Source organism: Pseudomonas sp. St29 (genome assembly GCF_001547915.1).
Lineage (GTDB): Bacteria > Pseudomonadota > Gammaproteobacteria > Pseudomonadales > Pseudomonadaceae > Aquipseudomonas.
On the sequence record NZ_AP014628.1, the window covers coordinates 1,285,832 to 1,302,078 of the forward strand.

At 63.9% G+C, this 16,247-nt stretch carries 15 protein-coding genes; 14 read left to right on the forward strand and 1 reads right to left on the reverse strand.

Annotated features, from left to right (window positions below; translation table 11 throughout):
- Nucleotides 1-180: 180 nt before the first annotated feature.
- The 7 genes from PST29_RS05740 to PST29_RS05770 are packed head-to-tail and all read left to right on the forward strand — an operon-like array spanning nt 181 to nt 8,608.
- The gene (locus tag PST29_RS05740; protein WP_442966408.1) at nt 181-1,743 is read left to right on the forward strand and encodes a methyl-accepting chemotaxis protein; all 1,563 of its coding nucleotides are present in this window, start codon (nt 181-183) and stop codon (nt 1,741-1,743) included.
- Nucleotides 1,743-2,279, forward strand: coding sequence for a chemotaxis protein CheW (locus tag PST29_RS05745; protein ID WP_060842585.1), 537 nt, complete (start codon nt 1,743-1,745; stop codon nt 2,277-2,279). Before PST29_RS05740 ends, PST29_RS05745 begins: the two co-directional genes overlap by 1 nt.
- A complete protein-coding gene (locus PST29_RS05750; RefSeq protein WP_060842586.1) occupies nt 2,276-3,565 on the forward strand; it encodes a CheR family methyltransferase in 1,290 nt (429 codons plus the stop codon). Before PST29_RS05745 ends, PST29_RS05750 begins: the two co-directional genes overlap by 4 nt.
- Nucleotides 3,562-4,251 carry a chemotaxis protein CheW gene (locus PST29_RS05755; RefSeq protein WP_060842587.1) on the forward strand — a complete coding sequence of 230 codons (690 nt, stop codon included), beginning with the start codon at nt 3,562-3,564 and terminating at the stop codon, nt 4,249-4,251. Before PST29_RS05750 ends, PST29_RS05755 begins: the two co-directional genes overlap by 4 nt.
- The gene (locus PST29_RS05760) at nt 4,248-6,551 is read left to right on the forward strand and encodes a hybrid sensor histidine kinase/response regulator (protein WP_060842588.1); all 2,304 of its coding nucleotides are present in this window, start codon (nt 4,248-4,250) and stop codon (nt 6,549-6,551) included. Before PST29_RS05755 ends, PST29_RS05760 begins: the two co-directional genes overlap by 4 nt.
- Nucleotides 6,548-7,558, forward strand: coding sequence for a chemotaxis response regulator protein-glutamate methylesterase (locus PST29_RS05765; RefSeq protein WP_060837729.1), 1,011 nt, complete (start codon nt 6,548-6,550; stop codon nt 7,556-7,558). Before PST29_RS05760 ends, PST29_RS05765 begins: the two co-directional genes overlap by 4 nt.
- A 48-nt stretch (nt 7,559-7,606) precedes the next feature.
- Complete coding sequence (locus PST29_RS05770; RefSeq protein ID WP_016967768.1) at nt 7,607-8,608, forward strand: response regulator; 1,002 nt, start codon at nt 7,607-7,609, stop codon at nt 8,606-8,608.
- A gap of 18 nt (nt 8,609-8,626) precedes the next feature.
- On the opposite strand, the gene PST29_RS05775 is transcribed toward PST29_RS05770, so the two are convergent.
- Nucleotides 8,627-9,034, reverse strand: a complete 408-nt coding sequence (locus tag PST29_RS05775) for a hypothetical protein (protein WP_232513204.1) — start codon at nt 9,032-9,034, stop codon at nt 8,627-8,629.
- 402 nt (nt 9,035-9,436) lie between these two features.
- Here PST29_RS05775 and prfB point away from each other — a divergent pair.
- The 7 genes from prfB (at nt 9,437) to PST29_RS05810 (ending at nt 16,192) form a co-directional block, all read left to right on the forward strand.
- A protein-coding gene (gene prfB, locus PST29_RS05780; RefSeq protein ID WP_108544449.1) for a peptide chain release factor 2 occupies nt 9,437-10,532 on the forward strand; the annotation gives its coding sequence in 2 pieces (ribosomal slippage) (nt 9,437-9,508 and nt 9,510-10,532; 1,095 coding nt in all).
- Between the two features lie 115 nt (nt 10,533-10,647).
- Nucleotides 10,648-12,150 carry a lysine--tRNA ligase gene (gene lysS, locus PST29_RS05785; protein ID WP_060837731.1) on the forward strand — a complete coding sequence of 501 codons (1,503 nt, stop codon included), beginning with the start codon at nt 10,648-10,650 and terminating at the stop codon, nt 12,148-12,150.
- Between the two features lie 105 nt (nt 12,151-12,255).
- The gene (locus tag PST29_RS05790) at nt 12,256-12,972 is read left to right on the forward strand and encodes a TetR/AcrR family transcriptional regulator (protein ID WP_060837732.1); all 717 of its coding nucleotides are present in this window, start codon (nt 12,256-12,258) and stop codon (nt 12,970-12,972) included.
- 69 nt (nt 12,973-13,041) lie between these two features.
- Nucleotides 13,042-13,587: a hypothetical protein gene (locus tag PST29_RS05795; protein WP_060842590.1), complete on the forward strand. Its 546-nt coding sequence runs from the start codon at nt 13,042-13,044 to the stop codon at nt 13,585-13,587.
- A gap of 35 nt (nt 13,588-13,622) precedes the next feature.
- Complete coding sequence (locus tag PST29_RS05800) at nt 13,623-14,900, forward strand: flavohemoglobin expression-modulating QEGLA motif protein (RefSeq protein WP_060837734.1); 1,278 nt, start codon at nt 13,623-13,625, stop codon at nt 14,898-14,900.
- 54 nt (nt 14,901-14,954) lie between these two features.
- The gene (locus PST29_RS05805; RefSeq protein ID WP_060841879.1) at nt 14,955-15,869 is read left to right on the forward strand and encodes an alpha/beta hydrolase; all 915 of its coding nucleotides are present in this window, start codon (nt 14,955-14,957) and stop codon (nt 15,867-15,869) included.
- Nucleotides 15,866-16,192, forward strand: a complete 327-nt coding sequence (locus PST29_RS05810; RefSeq protein ID WP_016967760.1) for a hypothetical protein — start codon at nt 15,866-15,868, stop codon at nt 16,190-16,192. Before PST29_RS05805 ends, PST29_RS05810 begins: the two co-directional genes overlap by 4 nt.
- The last annotated feature ends 55 nt before the right edge of the window (nt 16,193-16,247 follow it).

Genomic DNA, 16,247 nt, shown 5'->3' on the forward strand with positions numbered 1-16,247 from the left:
CGAGCCAGAGCGGGCGCGCAAATTTGCCCAAAGTGCTGCCTGTGTCGTTAAACCACCCGTAAAACCGCGATCGTCCTCGGCTATACTCCCTCCATTTTTGAATGGCCCCGAGGACTGACTGTGAAGAACTGGACGTTGCGCCAACGCATTTTGGCGAGCTTTGCGGTGATTATCGCCATCATGCTGCTGATGGTCGTCGTCTCGTACTCGCGCCTGTTGAAGATCGAAGCCGGTGAAAACAGCATGCGTGACGATGCGATCCCCGGGGTCTATTACAGTTCGATGATCCGCAGCGCCTGGGTCGATACCTACCTGCAGACCCAGGAGATCATTGGCCTCAAGCAGAATCAGGACATCAGTTCCGAAGACAAGGCCGACTTCAAGGTATTCGAAGAGCGCCTGCAGACCCAGATGGGCAACTACAAGCAGACCCTCAACAGTCGCGAGGATCAGACCGAGTTCGATGCCTTCGAGAAAGACCACCAGGAGTTCAACCGCATCCAGGCCGCGGTGCTCGACTTGCATCAGAAGCGCCAGGAAGCCGAGGCGATTCGCCTGTTCAATGAGCAACTGACCCCAGCCTGGATTGCCGGGCGGATGAAGCTCAATGACATCATCAGCGAGAACAAGGCCGTGGCCGACGCCGCCAGCGACGCCATCGACGAGGCCGTGGCGACGGCCAAGGTCAGCATGGGCGTGTCCTTGCTGGTGGCCATTCTTGCCGCCGGTCTGTGTGGCCTGCTGCTGATGCGGGCGATCATGGCGCCGATGAACCGCATCGTGAGCATTCTTGATGTCATGCGCACCGGCGATCTGAGCGGCCGCCTGAACCTGGACCGCAAGGACGAGTTCGGCGCCGTGGAAACCGGCTTCAACGACATGATGACCGAGCTCACCGCCCTGGTGTCCCAGGCCCAGCGCTCGTCGGTGCAGGTGACCACCTCGGTGACCGAAATTGCCGCCACGTCCAAGCAGCAACAGGCCACCGCCACCGAAACCGCGGCCACTACCACGGAAATCGGCGCCACTTCGCGGGAGATCGCCGCGACCTCCCGGGATCTGGTGCGCACCATGACGGAAGTCTCCAGCGCCGCCGATCAGGCCTCGGTGCTCGCCGGCTCGGGCCAGCAGGGCCTGGCGCGGATGGAAGACACCATGCACTCGGTGATGGGCGCCGCGGACCTGGTGAACGCCAAGCTGGCGATCCTCAACGAGAAGGCCGGCAACATCAACCAGGTGGTGGTGACCATCGTCAAGGTGGCCGACCAGACCAACCTGTTGTCGCTCAACGCCGCCATCGAGGCGGAAAAAGCCGGCGAATACGGCCGCGGCTTTGCCGTGGTGGCCACCGAAGTGCGCCGCCTGGCGGACCAGACCGCCGTCGCCACCTACGACATCGAGCAGATGGTCCGCGAGATCCAGTCGGCAGTGTCGGCGGGGGTCATGGGCATGGACAAGTTCTCCGAGGAAGTGCGTCGCGGCATGGCCGAAGTGCAGCAGGTGGGCGAGCAGCTGTCGCAGATCATCCATCAGGTCCAGGCCCTGGCGCCGCGGGTGCTGATGGTCAACGAAGGCATGCAGGCCCAGGCCACCGGCGCCGAGCAGATCAATCACGCCCTGGTGCAATTGGGCGATGCCAGCAGCCAGACCGTCGAGTCCCTGCGTCAGGCCAGCTTCGCCATCGACGAGCTGAGCCAGGTCGCGGTGGGCCTGCGCAGCGGCGTCTCGCGTTTCAAAGTCTGATGGACGAACTGGCGCACAAGCGCAGTGGCGCTGCGGGGGCGAAAAGCGCTCTGTTCCTGATGTTTCGCATCGGTCAGGAGCGCTACGCCCTGCGGGCCGTGGATGTGGTGGAGGTGCTGCCGCGCCTGCAGCTCAAGCCCATTGCCCGGGCGCCGTCCTGGGTCGCCGGGGTGTTTGCCTACCGCGGGGTGGTGGTGCCGGTCATCGACCTGTGCGAGCTGACCTTCGGCCGCCCCGCACAATTGCGCACCAGTACCCGGCTGGTGCTGGTGCACTACCGCAGCGATGCCGAGCGGCCGCCGCGGGTGCTGGGGCTGCTGCTGGAGCAGGCCAATGACACCCTGCGCTGCGATCCCCGGGAATTCCAGCCCTATGGCCTGGACAACCGCCAGGCCCCTTACCTGGGGCCGGTGCGTGAGGATGACCTGGGGCTGCTGCAATGGGTGCGGGTCGACGACTTGCTGGCGGCCGAGGTGCGTGAGCTGCTGTTTCCCGAGGAGCCCCTGGACCCGGCGTCGCTTGAGGAGCCTCGATGAGTGACGAGCAACGGTTTTTCGATTTTCTCAAGGAGCGCATCGGCCTGGACGTAGCGTCGGTCGGCCCGGCGATCATCGAGCGCGCGGTGCGCCAGCGCTGCAATGCCCTGTACGTCCACAGCAGCGACGAATACTGGCAGAAGCTGCAGGGCTCCCGGGAGGAGCAGCAGGCCCTGATCGAGGCGGTGATCGTTCCGGAAACCTGGTTTTTCCGCTACCCGGAATCCTTCGCCACCCTGGTCAAGCTGGCCAAGGCCCGCCTGGGGCAGATCAAGGGCATGCGCGCCCTGCGCCTGCTGAGCCTGCCGTGCTCCACCGGTGAAGAGCCCTATTCGATCGCCATGGCCCTGCTCGACGGTGGCCTGGCGCCTCATCAATTCAAGGTCGACGGCCTGGATGTCAGCCCGCTGTCGGTGGAGCGGGCCCGGGGCGCCAGCTATGGCAAGAACTCCTTTCGCGGCCAGCACACCGAGTTTCGTGAGCGGCACTTTCATGTCGAGGGCGATCGTTATTGCCTCAGCGAGCGGGTGCGCGAGCAGGTGCGGCTGCAGGTGGGCAATGTCCTGGACCCCGGATTGCTGGCCGCAGAGCCGCCTTTCGACTTTGTCTTCTGTCGCAACCTGCTGATCTATTTCGACCAGCCAACCCAGCGTCAGGTGTTCGAGGTGCTCAAGCGCCTGACCCATGAAGAAGGCGTGCTGTTTATCGGCCCCGCCGAGGGCAGTCTGCTGGGGCGCCTGGGCATGCGTTCGATCGGCATTCCCCAGTCCTTTGCCTTCAGTCGGCACCAGGAGCCGGAACCGGCGCCGCTGCCGTTGACCTTGCCGCAGCCGCTGTCCCTGCCGTTGCGGCCGCGTCATCCGCTGACCCCGGCAGCCCCGGCGCCGCGGCCGCGGCCCTTTGCCACCCGGGCGGTTCCGGTGCCGGCTCCAGCGCTGGACAGCGCGCCGCCCAGCGATGCGGCGAGCCTGTTGGCCACCATTGCCGCCCTGGCCAACGAGGGCAAGAGTGCCGAGGCCCGTGCCGCCTGTGAGCGCTACCTGCAGCAGCATGAGCCGGTGGCCCAGGTGTTCTACTGGTTGGGGCTGCTCAGTGACGTGGCCGGCAACGCCATGGAGGCCCAGGGCTTTTACCGCAAGGCCCTGTACCTGGCGCCCCAGCACCCCGAGGCCCTGGCGCACCTGGCGGCGCTGCTGGCGTCCCAGGGCGATGTCGCCGGTGCCCAACGATTGCAGGCGCGGGCTGTGCGCAGCACCCGCGCTGCCGACAGTGAGTTGAAACGATGAGCCATTCCCTCTCATTGGACCTGACCCGTGACGATGCCCAGGCCATCGACGATTGCTGGAACCGCATCGGTATCCACGGCAACAAGTCCTGCCCGTTGCTGGCCGAGCACATTCATTGCCGCAACTGTTCGGTGTACTCCGCCGCGGCCACGCGCCTGCTGGATCGCTATTCGCTGCGCCAGGAGGACCGCGAGCAATCGGTGGCCCTTTCGCCCGACAGCGATGTGGTCACCCGCTCGCTGCTGATCTTGCGTCTGGGCGAGGAGTGGCTGGGGCTGGCCACCCGCTGCCTGCTGGAAGTGGCGCCGCTGCAGGCGATCCACTCCTTGCCCCACCAGCGTTCGCGGGCGCTGCTGGGGGTGGCCAATGTGCGCGGGGCGCTGGTGGCCTGCCTGTCGTTGAGCGAACTGCTGGGGCTCGATGGCGCGCCAGCCGGCGCCGCCCCTTCGGCGCGGATCATGCCGCGGATGCTGATCATCGGTGCCGAGGGTGGCCCGGTGGTGGTGCCGGTGGATGAGGTGGACGGTATCCATGCCATTGACGAGCGCATTCTCGATGGCGCGTCGCTGTCCGGCGAGCAGGCCAATGCCAAGTACACCCGTGGCGTGTTGCAATGGCAGGGCCGCAGCCTGCGCTTGCTGGATGAAGAGCAGTTGCTCTTGGCCGTGACCCGGAGCCTGACATGACCCCCGATCAAATGCGCGATGCCTCGCTGCTGGAGCTGTTCAGCCTGGAAGCCGAGGCCCAGACCCAGGTGCTCAGTGCCGGACTGCTGGCGCTGGAACGCAATCCGACCCAGGCCGACCAGTTGGAAGCCTGCATGCGCGCGGCCCATTCCCTCAAGGGTGCGGCACGGATTGTCGGGGTGGATGCCGGGGTCAGCGTCGCCCACGTGATGGAGGATTGCCTGGTCAGTGCCCAGGAAGGGCGACTCTACCTGCAGCCCGAACACATCGATGCGCTGTTGCAGGGCACCGACCTGTTGATGCGCATCGCCACGCCCGGAGGCGCCGAACTGGCCGCCCCGGACGTGCTGGCCTACGTGGCGCTGATGGAGCACCTGCTGAGCCATGGGCCGGCGACGCCGGATGCGCCCTTGCCCATGCCCGCCGTGGCGGAGCCGGTCGACGCCATGCCGGAGGCGTTGAGCGAGCCCGAATCCCTGGCGTTGCCGAATGAGCCAGCGGTGGAATCGAGCGTGAGTGCGGCGCGTCCGGGCCGGCGCGTGACCGAAGGCGGCGAGCGGGTGCTGCGGGTCACCGCCGAACGCCTCAACAGCCTGTTGGACCTGTCGAGCAAGTCCCTGGTGGAAACCCAGCGGCTCAAGCCCTACCTGGCCACTATGCAGCGTCTCAAGCGGATCCAGAGCAACAGCCTGGCGGCCCTGGAAAACCTCAACCTGCACCTCAAGGAACACAGCCTCAGCCTGGAGGCCCAGGAAGCCCTGGAGGATGCGCGGCGGCTGCTGGCCGAATCCCAGCAACTGCTGGCGCAGAAGACCGCCGAACTCGATGAGTTCGGCTGGCAGGCCAGCCAGCGGGCCCAGGTGCTGTATGACACGGCCCTGGCCTGTCGCATGCGGCCGTTTGCCGATGTGCTCAGCGGCCAGGCGCGCATGGTCCGTGATCTGGGGCGCAGCCTGGGCAAGCAGGTGCGCCTGGAGATCGAGGGTGAGAAGACCCAGGTCGATCGCGACGTGCTGGAGAAACTCGAAGCGCCGCTGACCCACTTGCTGCGCAACGCCGTCGACCATGGCATCGAATTGCCCGAGCAGCGCTTGCTGGCGGGCAAGCCGGCAGAAGGGGTGATCCGCCTGCGGGCCTCGCACCAGGCCGGCCTGCTGGTGCTGGAGTTGGGCGACGACGGCAACGGCGTGGACCTTGAGCGTCTGCGCCAGAGCATCGTCGAGCGCCAGCTGTCGCCGGCGCAGACGGCCGCCCAGCTCAGCGAGGAAGAATTGCTGACGTTCCTGTTCCTGCCCGGCTTCAGCCTGCGGGACAAGGTCACCGAAGTGTCCGGGCGCGGCGTCGGCCTGGATGCGGTGCAACACATGGTCCGGCAGTTGCGCGGGGCGGTGTTGCTGGAGCAGACCAGCGGCCAGGGCAGTCGCTTCCACCTGGAGGTGCCGCTGACCCTGTCGGTGGTGCGCAGTCTGGTGGTGGAAGTCGGCGACGAGGCCTATGCCTTTCCTCTGGCTCACATCGAGCGCATGTGCGATCTGCAGCCGGAGGAGATCGTCCAGGTCGAAGGGCGTCAGCATTTCTGGCACGAGGGGCGGCATGTCGGCCTGGTGGCGGCCAGCCAGCTGTTGCAGCGCCCGGCGACCCCGAGCAGCGCGCCAACCCTCAAGGTGGTGGTGATCCGTGAGCGTGACTCGGTGTACGGGATCGCCGTGGAGCGCTTTATCGGCGAGCGCACTCTGGTGGTGCTGCCCCTGGACGACCGCCTGGGCAAGATTCAGGATATTTCCGCCGGAGCCCTGCTCGATGATGGCCGGGTGGCGCTGATCGTGGATGTCGAGGACATGCTGCGTTCGGTGGACAAGCTGCTCAATACCGGACGCCTGGAGCGCATCGCGGGCAATCATTCGTTGCACGCACAGGCCGCGCGCAAGCGTATTCTGGTGGTCGACGACTCACTGACGGTGCGTGAGTTGCAACGCAAGCTGCTGATCAACCGCGGCTACGATGTGGCCGTGGCGGTGGATGGCATGGACGGCTGGAATGCCTTGCGTTCGGAAAGTTTCGACTTGCTGATCACCGATATCGACATGCCGCGAATGGACGGAATTGAATTGGTCACACTCTTGCGTCGCGATAATCGCCTGCAGTCCCTGCCGGTGATGGTGGTGTCCTACAAGGATCGTGAGGAGGACCGGCGCCGTGGCCTGGATGCCGGCGCCGACTACTATCTTGCCAAGGCCAGTTTCCATGACGACGCGCTGCTGGACGCGGTGGTGGAACTGATTGGAGGCGCGCGGGCATGAAGATCGCCATCGTCAACGACATGCCCATGGCGGTGGAGGCCCTGCGCCGGGCGCTGGCCTTCGACCCCAGCCATGAAGTGGTGTGGGTCGCCACCAATGGCGCCGACGCGGTGAAGTACTGCGCCGAGCTGACCCCGGACCTGATTCTCATGGACCTGATCATGCCGGTGATGGACGGCGTCGAGGCCACGCGGCGGATCATGGCCGAGTCGCCGTGCGCCATCGTGATCGTCACCGTCGATCGCCAGCAGAATGTCCACAGAGTGTTCGAGGCCATGGGCCACGGCGCGCTGGACGTGGTCGATACCCCGGCCCTGGGGGCCGGCAATGCCCAGGAAGCGGCGGCGCCGCTGCTGCGCAAGATCCTCAATATCGGCTGGCTGATCGGCCAGCGTGGCAGCCGGGTCCGTTCGGCGCCGGTGCCCTTGCGCAGCGGCGCTCCCCGGCAGGGGCTGGTGGCCATTGGCTCCTCCGCCGGAGGCCCGGCCGCTCTGGAGGTGCTGCTCAAAGCCTTGCCAAAGGACTTTCCCGCCGCCATCGTGCTGGTCCAGCATGTCGATCAGGTGTTTGCCGCCGGCATGGCCGAGTGGCTCAGCAGCGCCTCCGGCCTGCAGGTGCGCCTGGCCCGGGAGGGCGAGCCGCCGCAAAGTGGCACGGTATTGCTGGCGGGCACCAACCACCACATCCGTTTGCTGAAGAACGGCACCCTGGCCTACACCGCCGAGCCGGTGAACGAGATCTACCGGCCCTCCATCGACGTGTTCTTCGAAAGCGTCGCCAGCTACTGGAATGGCGATGCGGTGGGGGTGCTGCTGACCGGCATGGGCCGTGACGGAGCCCAGGGCTTGAAGCTGATGCGCGACCAGGGATTCCTGACCATCGCGCAGGACCAGAACAGTAGCGCGGTGTATGGCATGCCCAAGGCGGCCGCTGCCATCGGTGCCGCCACAGAGATTCGCCCACTGGACAAGATCGCTCCACGTTTGCTGGAGATATTTGCCAAATGACTGATAAACGCAGCTGTCCTGGCCAGGTAGCAACTCAGGTGACAACCCATGAATGATTTACAGCTCGACGAATTCAAGACCGACGAAAATGCCGCCATGGTGTTGCTGGTGGACGACCAGGCCATGATCGGCGAAGCGGTTCGGCGTGGGTTGGCGAATGAAGAAAACATCGACTTCCACTTCTGCGCCGATCCGCACCAGGCCATTGCCCAGGCGATCCGCATCAAGCCCACGGTGATCCTCCAGGACCTGGTGATGCCGGGGCTGGACGGCCTGACCCTGGTGCGCGAGTACCGCAACCACCCGGCGACCCAGAACATCCCGATCATCGTGCTCTCGACCAAGGAAGACCCGCTGATCAAGAGCGCGGCCTTTGCCGCCGGGGCCAATGACTACCTGGTCAAGCTGCCGGACAACATCGAGCTGGTGGCGCGGATCCGCTACCACTCGCGCTCCTACATGACCCTGCTGCAACGTGACGCCGCCTACCGGGCGCTGCGGGTCAGTCAGCAGCAGTTGCTGGACACCAACCTGGTGCTGCAGCGGCTGATGAACTCCGACGGCCTGACCGGGCTGTCCAACCGCCGGCACTTCGACGAATACCTGGAGCTGGAGTGGCGCCGGGCGATGCGCGAGCAGAGTCAGTTGTCATTGCTGATGATCGACGTCGACTACTTCAAGATCTACAACGACACCTTTGGCCACCTGGAGGGCGATGAAGCCCTGCGTAAAGTGGCCACGGCGATTCGCGAGGCCAGCAGCCGGCCGTCGGACCTGCCGGCGCGCTATGGCGGCGAGGAGTTCGTGCTGGTACTGCCCAACACTTCACCGGGCGGGGCGCGGCTGGTGGCCGAGAAGCTGCGCCAGACCGTCGAAGCCCTGAAGATTCCCCATAACGCCCCCGTGGAAGGCTCCAGCCTGACCATCAGCATCGGACTTTCCACCATTACCCCGCAGCCCAACAGCCATTGCCGGCAGTTGATTTCGGCGGCGGACAAGGGGTTGTACCTGGCGAAAAACAATGGCCGCAATCAGGTCGGGATCGAGTAGGCGGGTTGGGCGTGCGCTCTAGGCGTCAGCCATTGGCGTGGCCGGCGCCTGATCCTGTGCGACCTCCACCAGGGTGTCCCTGAACAGGTAGTAGCTGTGGCTCGCGGTGTGCCGACAAGTGAGCTTTACCGCTTCGATGCGATAGGTGGTGTAGGTGTTGAGTGTCTTGTCGATGAACCAGTTGTTCAGCAGGTTGCCAGGGGCGATCGGGTAGTCGCCAAAGCGGTAGTCCATGTAGCCGCCCCTATGGACGTGGACCCAGCGACAGCTGAACCTGGCCTGCAGCCATTGGGTTCGCTCACCGACCTCATCCACCAGCATTCTTGTGCGGTAGTAGATCCACCACCACAAAAAGATCAGCCAGGGCACGACCAGGGCGCAGGCCAGCGCCGGTGAGACCATCAGCCAGATTCCCATCAATGGCATAAAGGCCAGTGCGCTGAAGAGCGCGGCGAAAAACGTCTGGACGCCTCTCCCGTTTCGCCGCTCCCTGCGCTGGATCTCTTCTATTTCGGCGTTGTTGAGTGTGCGTCCCATGAGCCTACTGCTTGCGTGTCATTTCAGGCGGCATTGTATTGCGCCGGCCGGTCTCAAGGGCGCCGTGATTTTACGTCGCGGCCTGTGAGTATCGAAGGCGATGTGACTTGCCGGACAGGGCTTGCAGGTCAGTGAGGGCAATGAAATTCAGTGTGCACTCGGATTTCAGTGGGGCTGTCGCTGAAATTAGATGGCCGATTGGCCGCTAAAGCCGCTAAGCGGGCTGCCGTGATTCGGTGATTCCGTTATAATCGCCGGCTTTCAAAAGTTCGCCAACGAGTGCCGCCCCCCATGGAAATCAACCCGATCCTGAACACCATCAAGGACCTGTCCGAGCGCTCCGAAACTATTCGGGGGTATCTTTGACTACGATCAAAAGCATGAGCGTCTGACCGAGGTCAATCGCGAGCTTGAAGATCCGAGTGTCTGGAACAAACCCGAATACGCCCAGGAACTGGGGCGCGAGCGCGCTGCCCTGGCGCAGATCGTCGAGACCCTGGACGAGCTGAATGGCGGCCTGGCCGATTGCCGCGACCTGCTGGACATGGCGGTCGAAGAAAACGACGAAGGCGCGGTGGGCGATGTCGTCGCCGAGCTGGCCCGTCTCGAGGAAAACCTCGCCAAGCTAGAATTCCGCCGCATGTTCAGCCACGAAATGGACCCGAACAACGCCTACCTGGACATCCAGGCCGGCTCCGGCGGCACCGAGGCCCAGGACTGGGCCAACATCCTGCTGCGCATGTACCTGCGCTGGGCCGACAAGCGCGGTTTCGACGCCACCATCATGGAGCTGTCCGCCGGTGAAGTGGCCGGGATCAAGGGCGCGACCGTGCACATCAAGGGCGAATACGCCTTTGGCTGGCTGCGTACCGAGATCGGTGTACACCGCCTGGTGCGCAAGAGCCCGTTCGACTCCGGCAACCGTCGCCACACTTCGTTCTCGGCAGTGTTCGTTTCGCCAGAGATCGACGATAAGGTGGAAATCGAAATCAACCCGGCCGACCTGCGGATTGATACCTATCGTTCCTCCGGTGCCGGTGGTCAGCACGTAAACACCACCGACTCGGCCGTGCGTATCACCCACGTACCGACCAACACCGTGGTCAGCTGCCAGAACGAACGTTCCCAGCACGCCAACAAGGACACCGCCATGAAAATGCTGCGGGCCAAGTTGTACGAGCAGGAAATGCAGAAGCGCAACGCGGCTTCCCAGGCCCTGGAAGACACCAAGTCGGACATCGGCTGGGGTCATCAGATTCGTTCGTACGTGCTCGACGCGTCGCGGATCAAGGACCTGCGCACCAACATCGAACGCAGCGACTGCGACAAGGTGCTCGACGGCGACATCGACGAATACCTGGAAGCCAGCCTGAAATCCGGCCTGTAAAAAGACGCGATACAGGATCGGCTGATTCAACGCGATCCCTGTAGGAGCCAGCTCTGCTGGCGATCCCCGGGCCGCAAGGCCCGGGGGCAACGAACCTGATGGAATATCTAAAGACATGAGCGACCAACAACTCGACCCGCAAGCCCTGCAACAGGAAGAGAACTCCCTGATCGCCCTGCGCAAGGAAAAGCTTGCTGCCGAGCGCGCCAAGGGCAATGCCTTCCCGAACGACTTCCGCCGCGAAAACTACTGCCAGGACCTGCAGAAGCAGTACGCCGACAAGACCAAGGAAGAGCTGGCGGAGGCTGCAATCCCGGTCAAGGTTGCCGGTCGCATCATGCTCAACCGTGGCTCGTTCATGGTGATCCAGGACATGACCGGGCGCATCCAGGTCTACGTCAACCGCAAGACCCTGTCCGAAGAGACCCTGGCCGCGGTGAAAACCTGGGACATGGGCGACATCATTGCCGCCGAAGGCACCCTGGCCCGTTCCGGCAAGGGCGACCTGTACGTTGAAATGACCCAGGTGCGCCTGCTGACCAAATCCCTGCGCCCGCTGCCGGACAAGCACCACGGCCTGACCGACACCGAGCAGCGCTACCGCCAGCGCTACGTTGACCTGATCGTCAACGAAGACGTGCGCCAGACCTTCCGCGTACGTTCGCAAGTGATCGCGCACATCCGCAGCTTCCTGATGAAGCGCGACTTCCTCGAAGTCGAAACGCCGATGCTGCAGACCATTCCTGGCGGCGCCGCGGCCAAGCCGTTCGAAACCCACCACAACGCCCTGGACATGGAAATGTTCCTGCGTATCGCCCCCGAGCTGTACCTCAAGCGCCTGGTGGTCGGTGGTTTCGAGAAGGTGTTCGAGATCAACCGCAACTTCCGTAACGAAGGCGTTTCGACCCGGCACAACCCTGAATTCACCATGTTGGAGTTCTACCAGGCCTACGCCGACTACGAAGACAACATGGACCTGACCGAAGAGTTGTTCCGTGAACTGGCGCAGCTGGTGCTGGGCAGCACCGACGTGCCGTATGGCGACAAGGTGTTCCACTTCGGCGAGCCGTTCGCCCGTCTGTCGGTATTCGACTCGATCCTCAAGTACAACCCCGAGCTGACCGCCGACGACCTGAACGACATCGACAAGGCGCGTGCCATCGCCAAGAAGGCCGGGGCCAAGGTGCTGGGCTTCGAAGGCCTGGGCAAGCTGCAGGTGATGATTTTCGAAGAGCTGGTGGAGCACAAGCTGGAACAGCCGCACTTCATCACCCAGTACCCGTTCGAAGTGTCGCCGCTGGCTCGCCGCAACGACGACAACCCCAACGTCACCGACCGCTTCGAGCTGTTCATCGGCGGCCGCGAAATCGCCAACGCCTACTCCGAGCTCAATGACGCGGAAGACCAGGCCGAGCGCTTCATGGCCCAGGTGGCGGACAAGGACGCCGGCGACGACGAAGCCATGCACTACGACGCCGACTTCGTTCGTGCCCTGGAATACGGCATGCCGCCCACCGCCGGTGAAGGTATCGGTATCGACCGCCTGGTGATGCTGCTGACCAACTCGCCGTCGATCCGCGACGTGATCCTGTTCCCACACATGCGGCCGCAAGCCTGAATGTCGTGAATATGAAGCCGCCTTTGACAGGCGGCTTTTTATTGTCTGGTTGGAACTGACGTACCGCTTCTAATTCTGTGTGATTTTTCAGAGGGAATACCTGTCGTGAACCGCGCAATTGCTCAAGAAGGTGCAGCTGGCATCGCCACTGCGGTGGCTGAAAGCGTTCAGTACCAGGGGCGCAAGGCCAGCCGACAGGGCAGCGAACAGCGCAGACAGGAGATTCTCGACGCCGCCATGCGCATTGTCGTGCGTGACGGTGTGCGGGCCGTGCGTCACCGCGCGGTGGCCGCCGAAGCCGGTGTGCCCTTGTCGGCCACCACCTATTACTTCAAGGATATCGATGACCTGCTCACCGATACCTTCGCCCAGTACGTCGAGCGCAGCGCGGCCTACATGGCCAAGCTGTGGGCCAGCAACGAAGGGTTGCTGCGCGAGATGGTCGCCTACGGTGATGGCAGCCCAGCGTCGCGCGCGCAATTGGCCGATGACATTGCCCGCCTGACCGCCGACTACGTACAGCGCCAGTTGTACACCCGCCGCGAGCACCTGATGGCCGAGCAGGCGTTCCGCCAGGAGGCGCTGCTCAATCCGCGCCTGGCGCAACTGGTGCGCTCGCACCAGCAGATCCTGTTGCAGGGCACCTGCCAGTTCTTTCAGGTCCTGGGCTCCCGGGAGCCGCAGCAGGATGCCAAGGTGTTGACGTCTATAATCGGCCGGATGGAATATCAGGGCCTGCTCAACGACAGCGAGCCGCAGGCGGAGGAGGAGATGCTTGGCATCCTCACCCGCTACATGCATCTGGTGCTGGCTTCGGTCTGATTTATCCGTCCCGGGCTGTGCAGCCGGCGTCAGCGGCTAGAGTGATTCTGGTGTTCAAGGGAGAGTTGCATGCAAGCCTGGCGCGTCCTGATGGCTCTGGCGTTTCTTCTGCTCAGCGGTTGCCTGGTGGTCTTCAAGGAGCCACTGCCTGCCGAGCAGGCGGCGCCTGCCGCGTTGCTGGGCAAGTGGGCCAGCCAGAACGCCTGGGGCGAGCCGCTGAACATCGAACTGCGTCAGATCGGACCCAACCGCTATCGGGCCGCGAGTTTCCCCGGTGGCACGGCGCGCCCGCGCGACACCTACGAGTTCACGGTGGCGCAACATGGCAATCGCTGGTATCTGTCGGCCGCGGTGCCCCAGGCCTTCGGCGGGCACTACAGCATTGCCGGGTTCGAACTGACGGCCAGGCACGAACTGGTGCTCTATACCCTGGACCTGGAACAGATGCGCCAGTCCCTGGGTCAAAAGGCCCTGAGCGGGCAATCCATGCCCACGGCCGAAGGCGAGGGGGTGCTGATCAGCAGTCCGTTGTCCGAGGTCTTCGCTTACCTTGACGACCCCGCCAACTCCGACCTGTTCGTCGAGACGGCACGTTTCAAGCGCGTGGCCCGCTGAGCCTGCGCCACAGACCCAATCAATAGGAACTTCCGGTGGACGACTACCAGCAGACGATACGCACTTTGTCCGATCGCATAGTGCTGGCGCAGACCCCGATCCGCGTACTGGATGCGGTGAAGTGGGACGAGAACATCCGCAAGGGCTTTCTCAAGGCCAAGGGCAAGGAATTGCCCGCCGTGGATCGCGCCTATTACGAAGGACGGCCGCTGTCCTTCGATTCCGGAGCGGTAAAGCTGGAATTCCAGAACATCGAGCGCGACATCACCCGGCAACTGGGCCAGTTCAGCCCGGTGGGGCAGATCATGCGCCGCATGTGCAAGGAATACCGCATGGTGGTGCGCATGCTCGAAGCCCGGGGCACCGGCGACTTCGGGCTGATCTCCCAGGAGCTCTACGGCGCCGCGTCCGATGCTTTCCACGCCGGCGATCCGACCCTGGCGGACCTAGGGCTGATGATGTCCGACTACCTGAACAACATCGACGGGCGCGGCGACCTCAAGGACGAACCCAAGGTCCTCAGCGCCAAGCAGGCGGTCGGCCTGTTGCAGGGCCGGCTGAACAAGGTGTTCGGCGAGGCCGAGGAAACCATCCGCGTGTTCGAGTCCGACGGTATCGTCGCCGATGCCGCGGCGGGCGCCGACTACATCAAGATCCGCAGCGACGCGATGTTCAACGAACGCGATGTGCGGGCCCTGGAAGTCCATGAAGGACTGGTGCATGTCGGCACCACCCTCAATGGCCTGAACCAGCCGATCTGTACCTTCCTGGCCAAGGGGCCGCCCTCGTCCACGGTGACCCAGGAAGGCCTGGCGATCCTCATGGAGATCATCACCTTCGCTTCCTACCCGAGCCGCCTGCGCAAGCTGACCAACCGCACCCGGGCCATCCACATGGTGGAGGAGGGGGCGGACTTCCTGCAGGTGTTCGAGTTTTTCCGCGAGCAGGGTTTCGAGATGGCCGAGAGCTACGGCAACGCCAGCCGGGTGTTCCGCGGTTCGGTGCCCACGGGGCTGCCGTTTACCAAAGACTTGTCCTATCTCAAGGGCTTCATCATGGTTTACAACTACATTCAGCTGGCCGTGCGCAAGGGCAAGCTGGAGCAGATCCCCTTGCTGTTCTGCGGCAAGACCACCCTGGAAGACATGCGTACCTTGCGCCAACTGGTGGATGAAGGCCTGGTGGTGCCGCCCAAGTACCTGCCGGACCAGTTCCGTGACCTGAATGCCCTGTCGGCCTGGATGTGTTTCTCCAACTTCCTCAACCACCTGAGCCTGGACCGGATCGAGGCGGACTACTCCAATATCCTTTGAATCTTTCCGGGGGGCGCACATGGACGTACTGCTAGCTGCACGGAGTGGCCGATGATGCGCATCCTGGCCGCGCTGACCTTGTTGCTGTGCCTCAATGGCTGCAGCTCGCTGCTGTTCTATCCCGAACCCGGGCTGCCATTCACTCCCGAACGGGCTGGGCTCGAATACCGTGACGTGACCCTGACCAGCGCCGACGGCCTCAAGCTGCACGGCTGGTGGCTGCCGGCCAAGCCGGGGGTGGCGGTCAAGGGCACGGTGCTGCACCTGCACGGCAACGGCGGCAACCTTGCCTGGCACCTGGGGGGCAGTTGGTGGTTGCCGGAGCAGGGCTATCAGGTGCTGCTGCTGGACTATCGCGGCTATGGCCTGTCCGAGGGCGCGCCGAGCCTGCCGGCGATCTACCAGGACGTCGACGCTGCGTTCAAGTGGCTGGACCAGGCCCCTGAGGTGCAAGGCAAACCCCTGATCGTGCTGGGGCAAAGCCTGGGTGGCGCGCTGGCGATCCACTACCTGGTGGAGCACCCCGAGCGTCAGGCCCGGCTCAAGGCCATCGTCCTCGATGGCGTGCCGGCCAGTTATCGCGATGTCGGGCGTTATGCCCTGAGCACCTCCTGGCTGACCTGGCCGTTGCAGGCGCCGCTGTCCTGGCTGGTGCCGGACAGCGACAGCGCGGTTTACCTTCTGCCGCGCCTGACCGGGGTGCCGAAACTCATCTACCACAGCATCGATGATCCGATCGTGCCCCTTTCCAACGGCATCCGCGTGTATCAAGCTGCGCCCCCGCCCAGGGTCCTGCAACTGACTCGCGGCGGCCATGTGCAAACCTTTGCCGATCCGACCTGGCGCAGCGTGATGCTGCGCTACCTCGATGATCCGCAGCATTTCGACGGGTTGCGTCGGCTGGGGGAAATCCCCAATTATCCGACGCCCCCGAATTCAGCCGTTGAACCTCCAGAGAGTCCGCAATGAGTGAAGAACGCAACGCCATTCCCATGATCATCACCGGTATCTGCAGCATCATCGTTACCGTGGGCAGCCTGTGGTACTACGGCTATCTGCACTTCGCCAAACCGGAGGACGCGCTGCTGCTCAGCGACTTCACCATGCTCAAGACCGTGCCGGGCGAGGACTACAAGATCTCCCTGCAACCGGCCGATGAAGTGGCCCAGTGCATCGATGGCGTGCTGGTGCTGTTCGACACCCAGCAGAAGGGCCTGACCGGGGTCCTGGTGAACAAGAAGAAGCAGGCCGTGCGCTGCATGGGCCAGGAGACGCCCCAGCTGCAGCAGTGATCTGCAGGTTTTTTGCGGGAGCCGGCGTGCCGGCGAAGACGCACACAAAAACGCC

Excerpts from the sequence above, each read along its gene's own strand:
- PST29_RS05810 (WP_016967760.1), top strand. The coding sequence starts at position 15,866 with ATGAGTGAAGAACGCAACGCCATTCCCATGATCATCACCGGTATCTGC.
- PST29_RS05765 (WP_060837729.1), top strand. The coding sequence starts at position 6,548 with ATGAAGATCGCCATCGTCAACGACATGCCCATGGCGGTGGAGGCCCTG.
- PST29_RS05760 (WP_060842588.1), top strand. The coding sequence starts at position 4,248 with ATGACCCCCGATCAAATGCGCGATGCCTCGCTGCTGGAGCTGTTCAGC.
- PST29_RS05745 (WP_060842585.1), top strand. The coding sequence starts at position 1,743 with ATGGACGAACTGGCGCACAAGCGCAGTGGCGCTGCGGGGGCGAAAAGC.
- PST29_RS05750 (WP_060842586.1), top strand. The coding sequence starts at position 2,276 with ATGAGTGACGAGCAACGGTTTTTCGATTTTCTCAAGGAGCGCATCGGC.
- PST29_RS05740 (WP_442966408.1), top strand. The coding sequence starts at position 181 with ATGCTGCTGATGGTCGTCGTCTCGTACTCGCGCCTGTTGAAGATCGAA.
- PST29_RS05805 (WP_060841879.1), top strand. The coding sequence starts at position 14,955 with ATGCGCATCCTGGCCGCGCTGACCTTGTTGCTGTGCCTCAATGGCTGC.
- PST29_RS05775 (WP_232513204.1), bottom strand. The coding sequence starts at position 9,034 with ATGCCATTGATGGGAATCTGGCTGATGGTCTCACCGGCGCTGGCCTGC.
- PST29_RS05755 (WP_060842587.1), top strand. The coding sequence starts at position 3,562 with ATGAGCCATTCCCTCTCATTGGACCTGACCCGTGACGATGCCCAGGCC.
- lysS (WP_060837731.1), top strand. The coding sequence starts at position 10,648 with ATGAGCGACCAACAACTCGACCCGCAAGCCCTGCAACAGGAAGAGAAC.
- PST29_RS05795 (WP_060842590.1), top strand. The coding sequence starts at position 13,042 with ATGCAAGCCTGGCGCGTCCTGATGGCTCTGGCGTTTCTTCTGCTCAGC.
- PST29_RS05770 (WP_016967768.1), top strand. The coding sequence starts at position 7,607 with ATGAATGATTTACAGCTCGACGAATTCAAGACCGACGAAAATGCCGCC.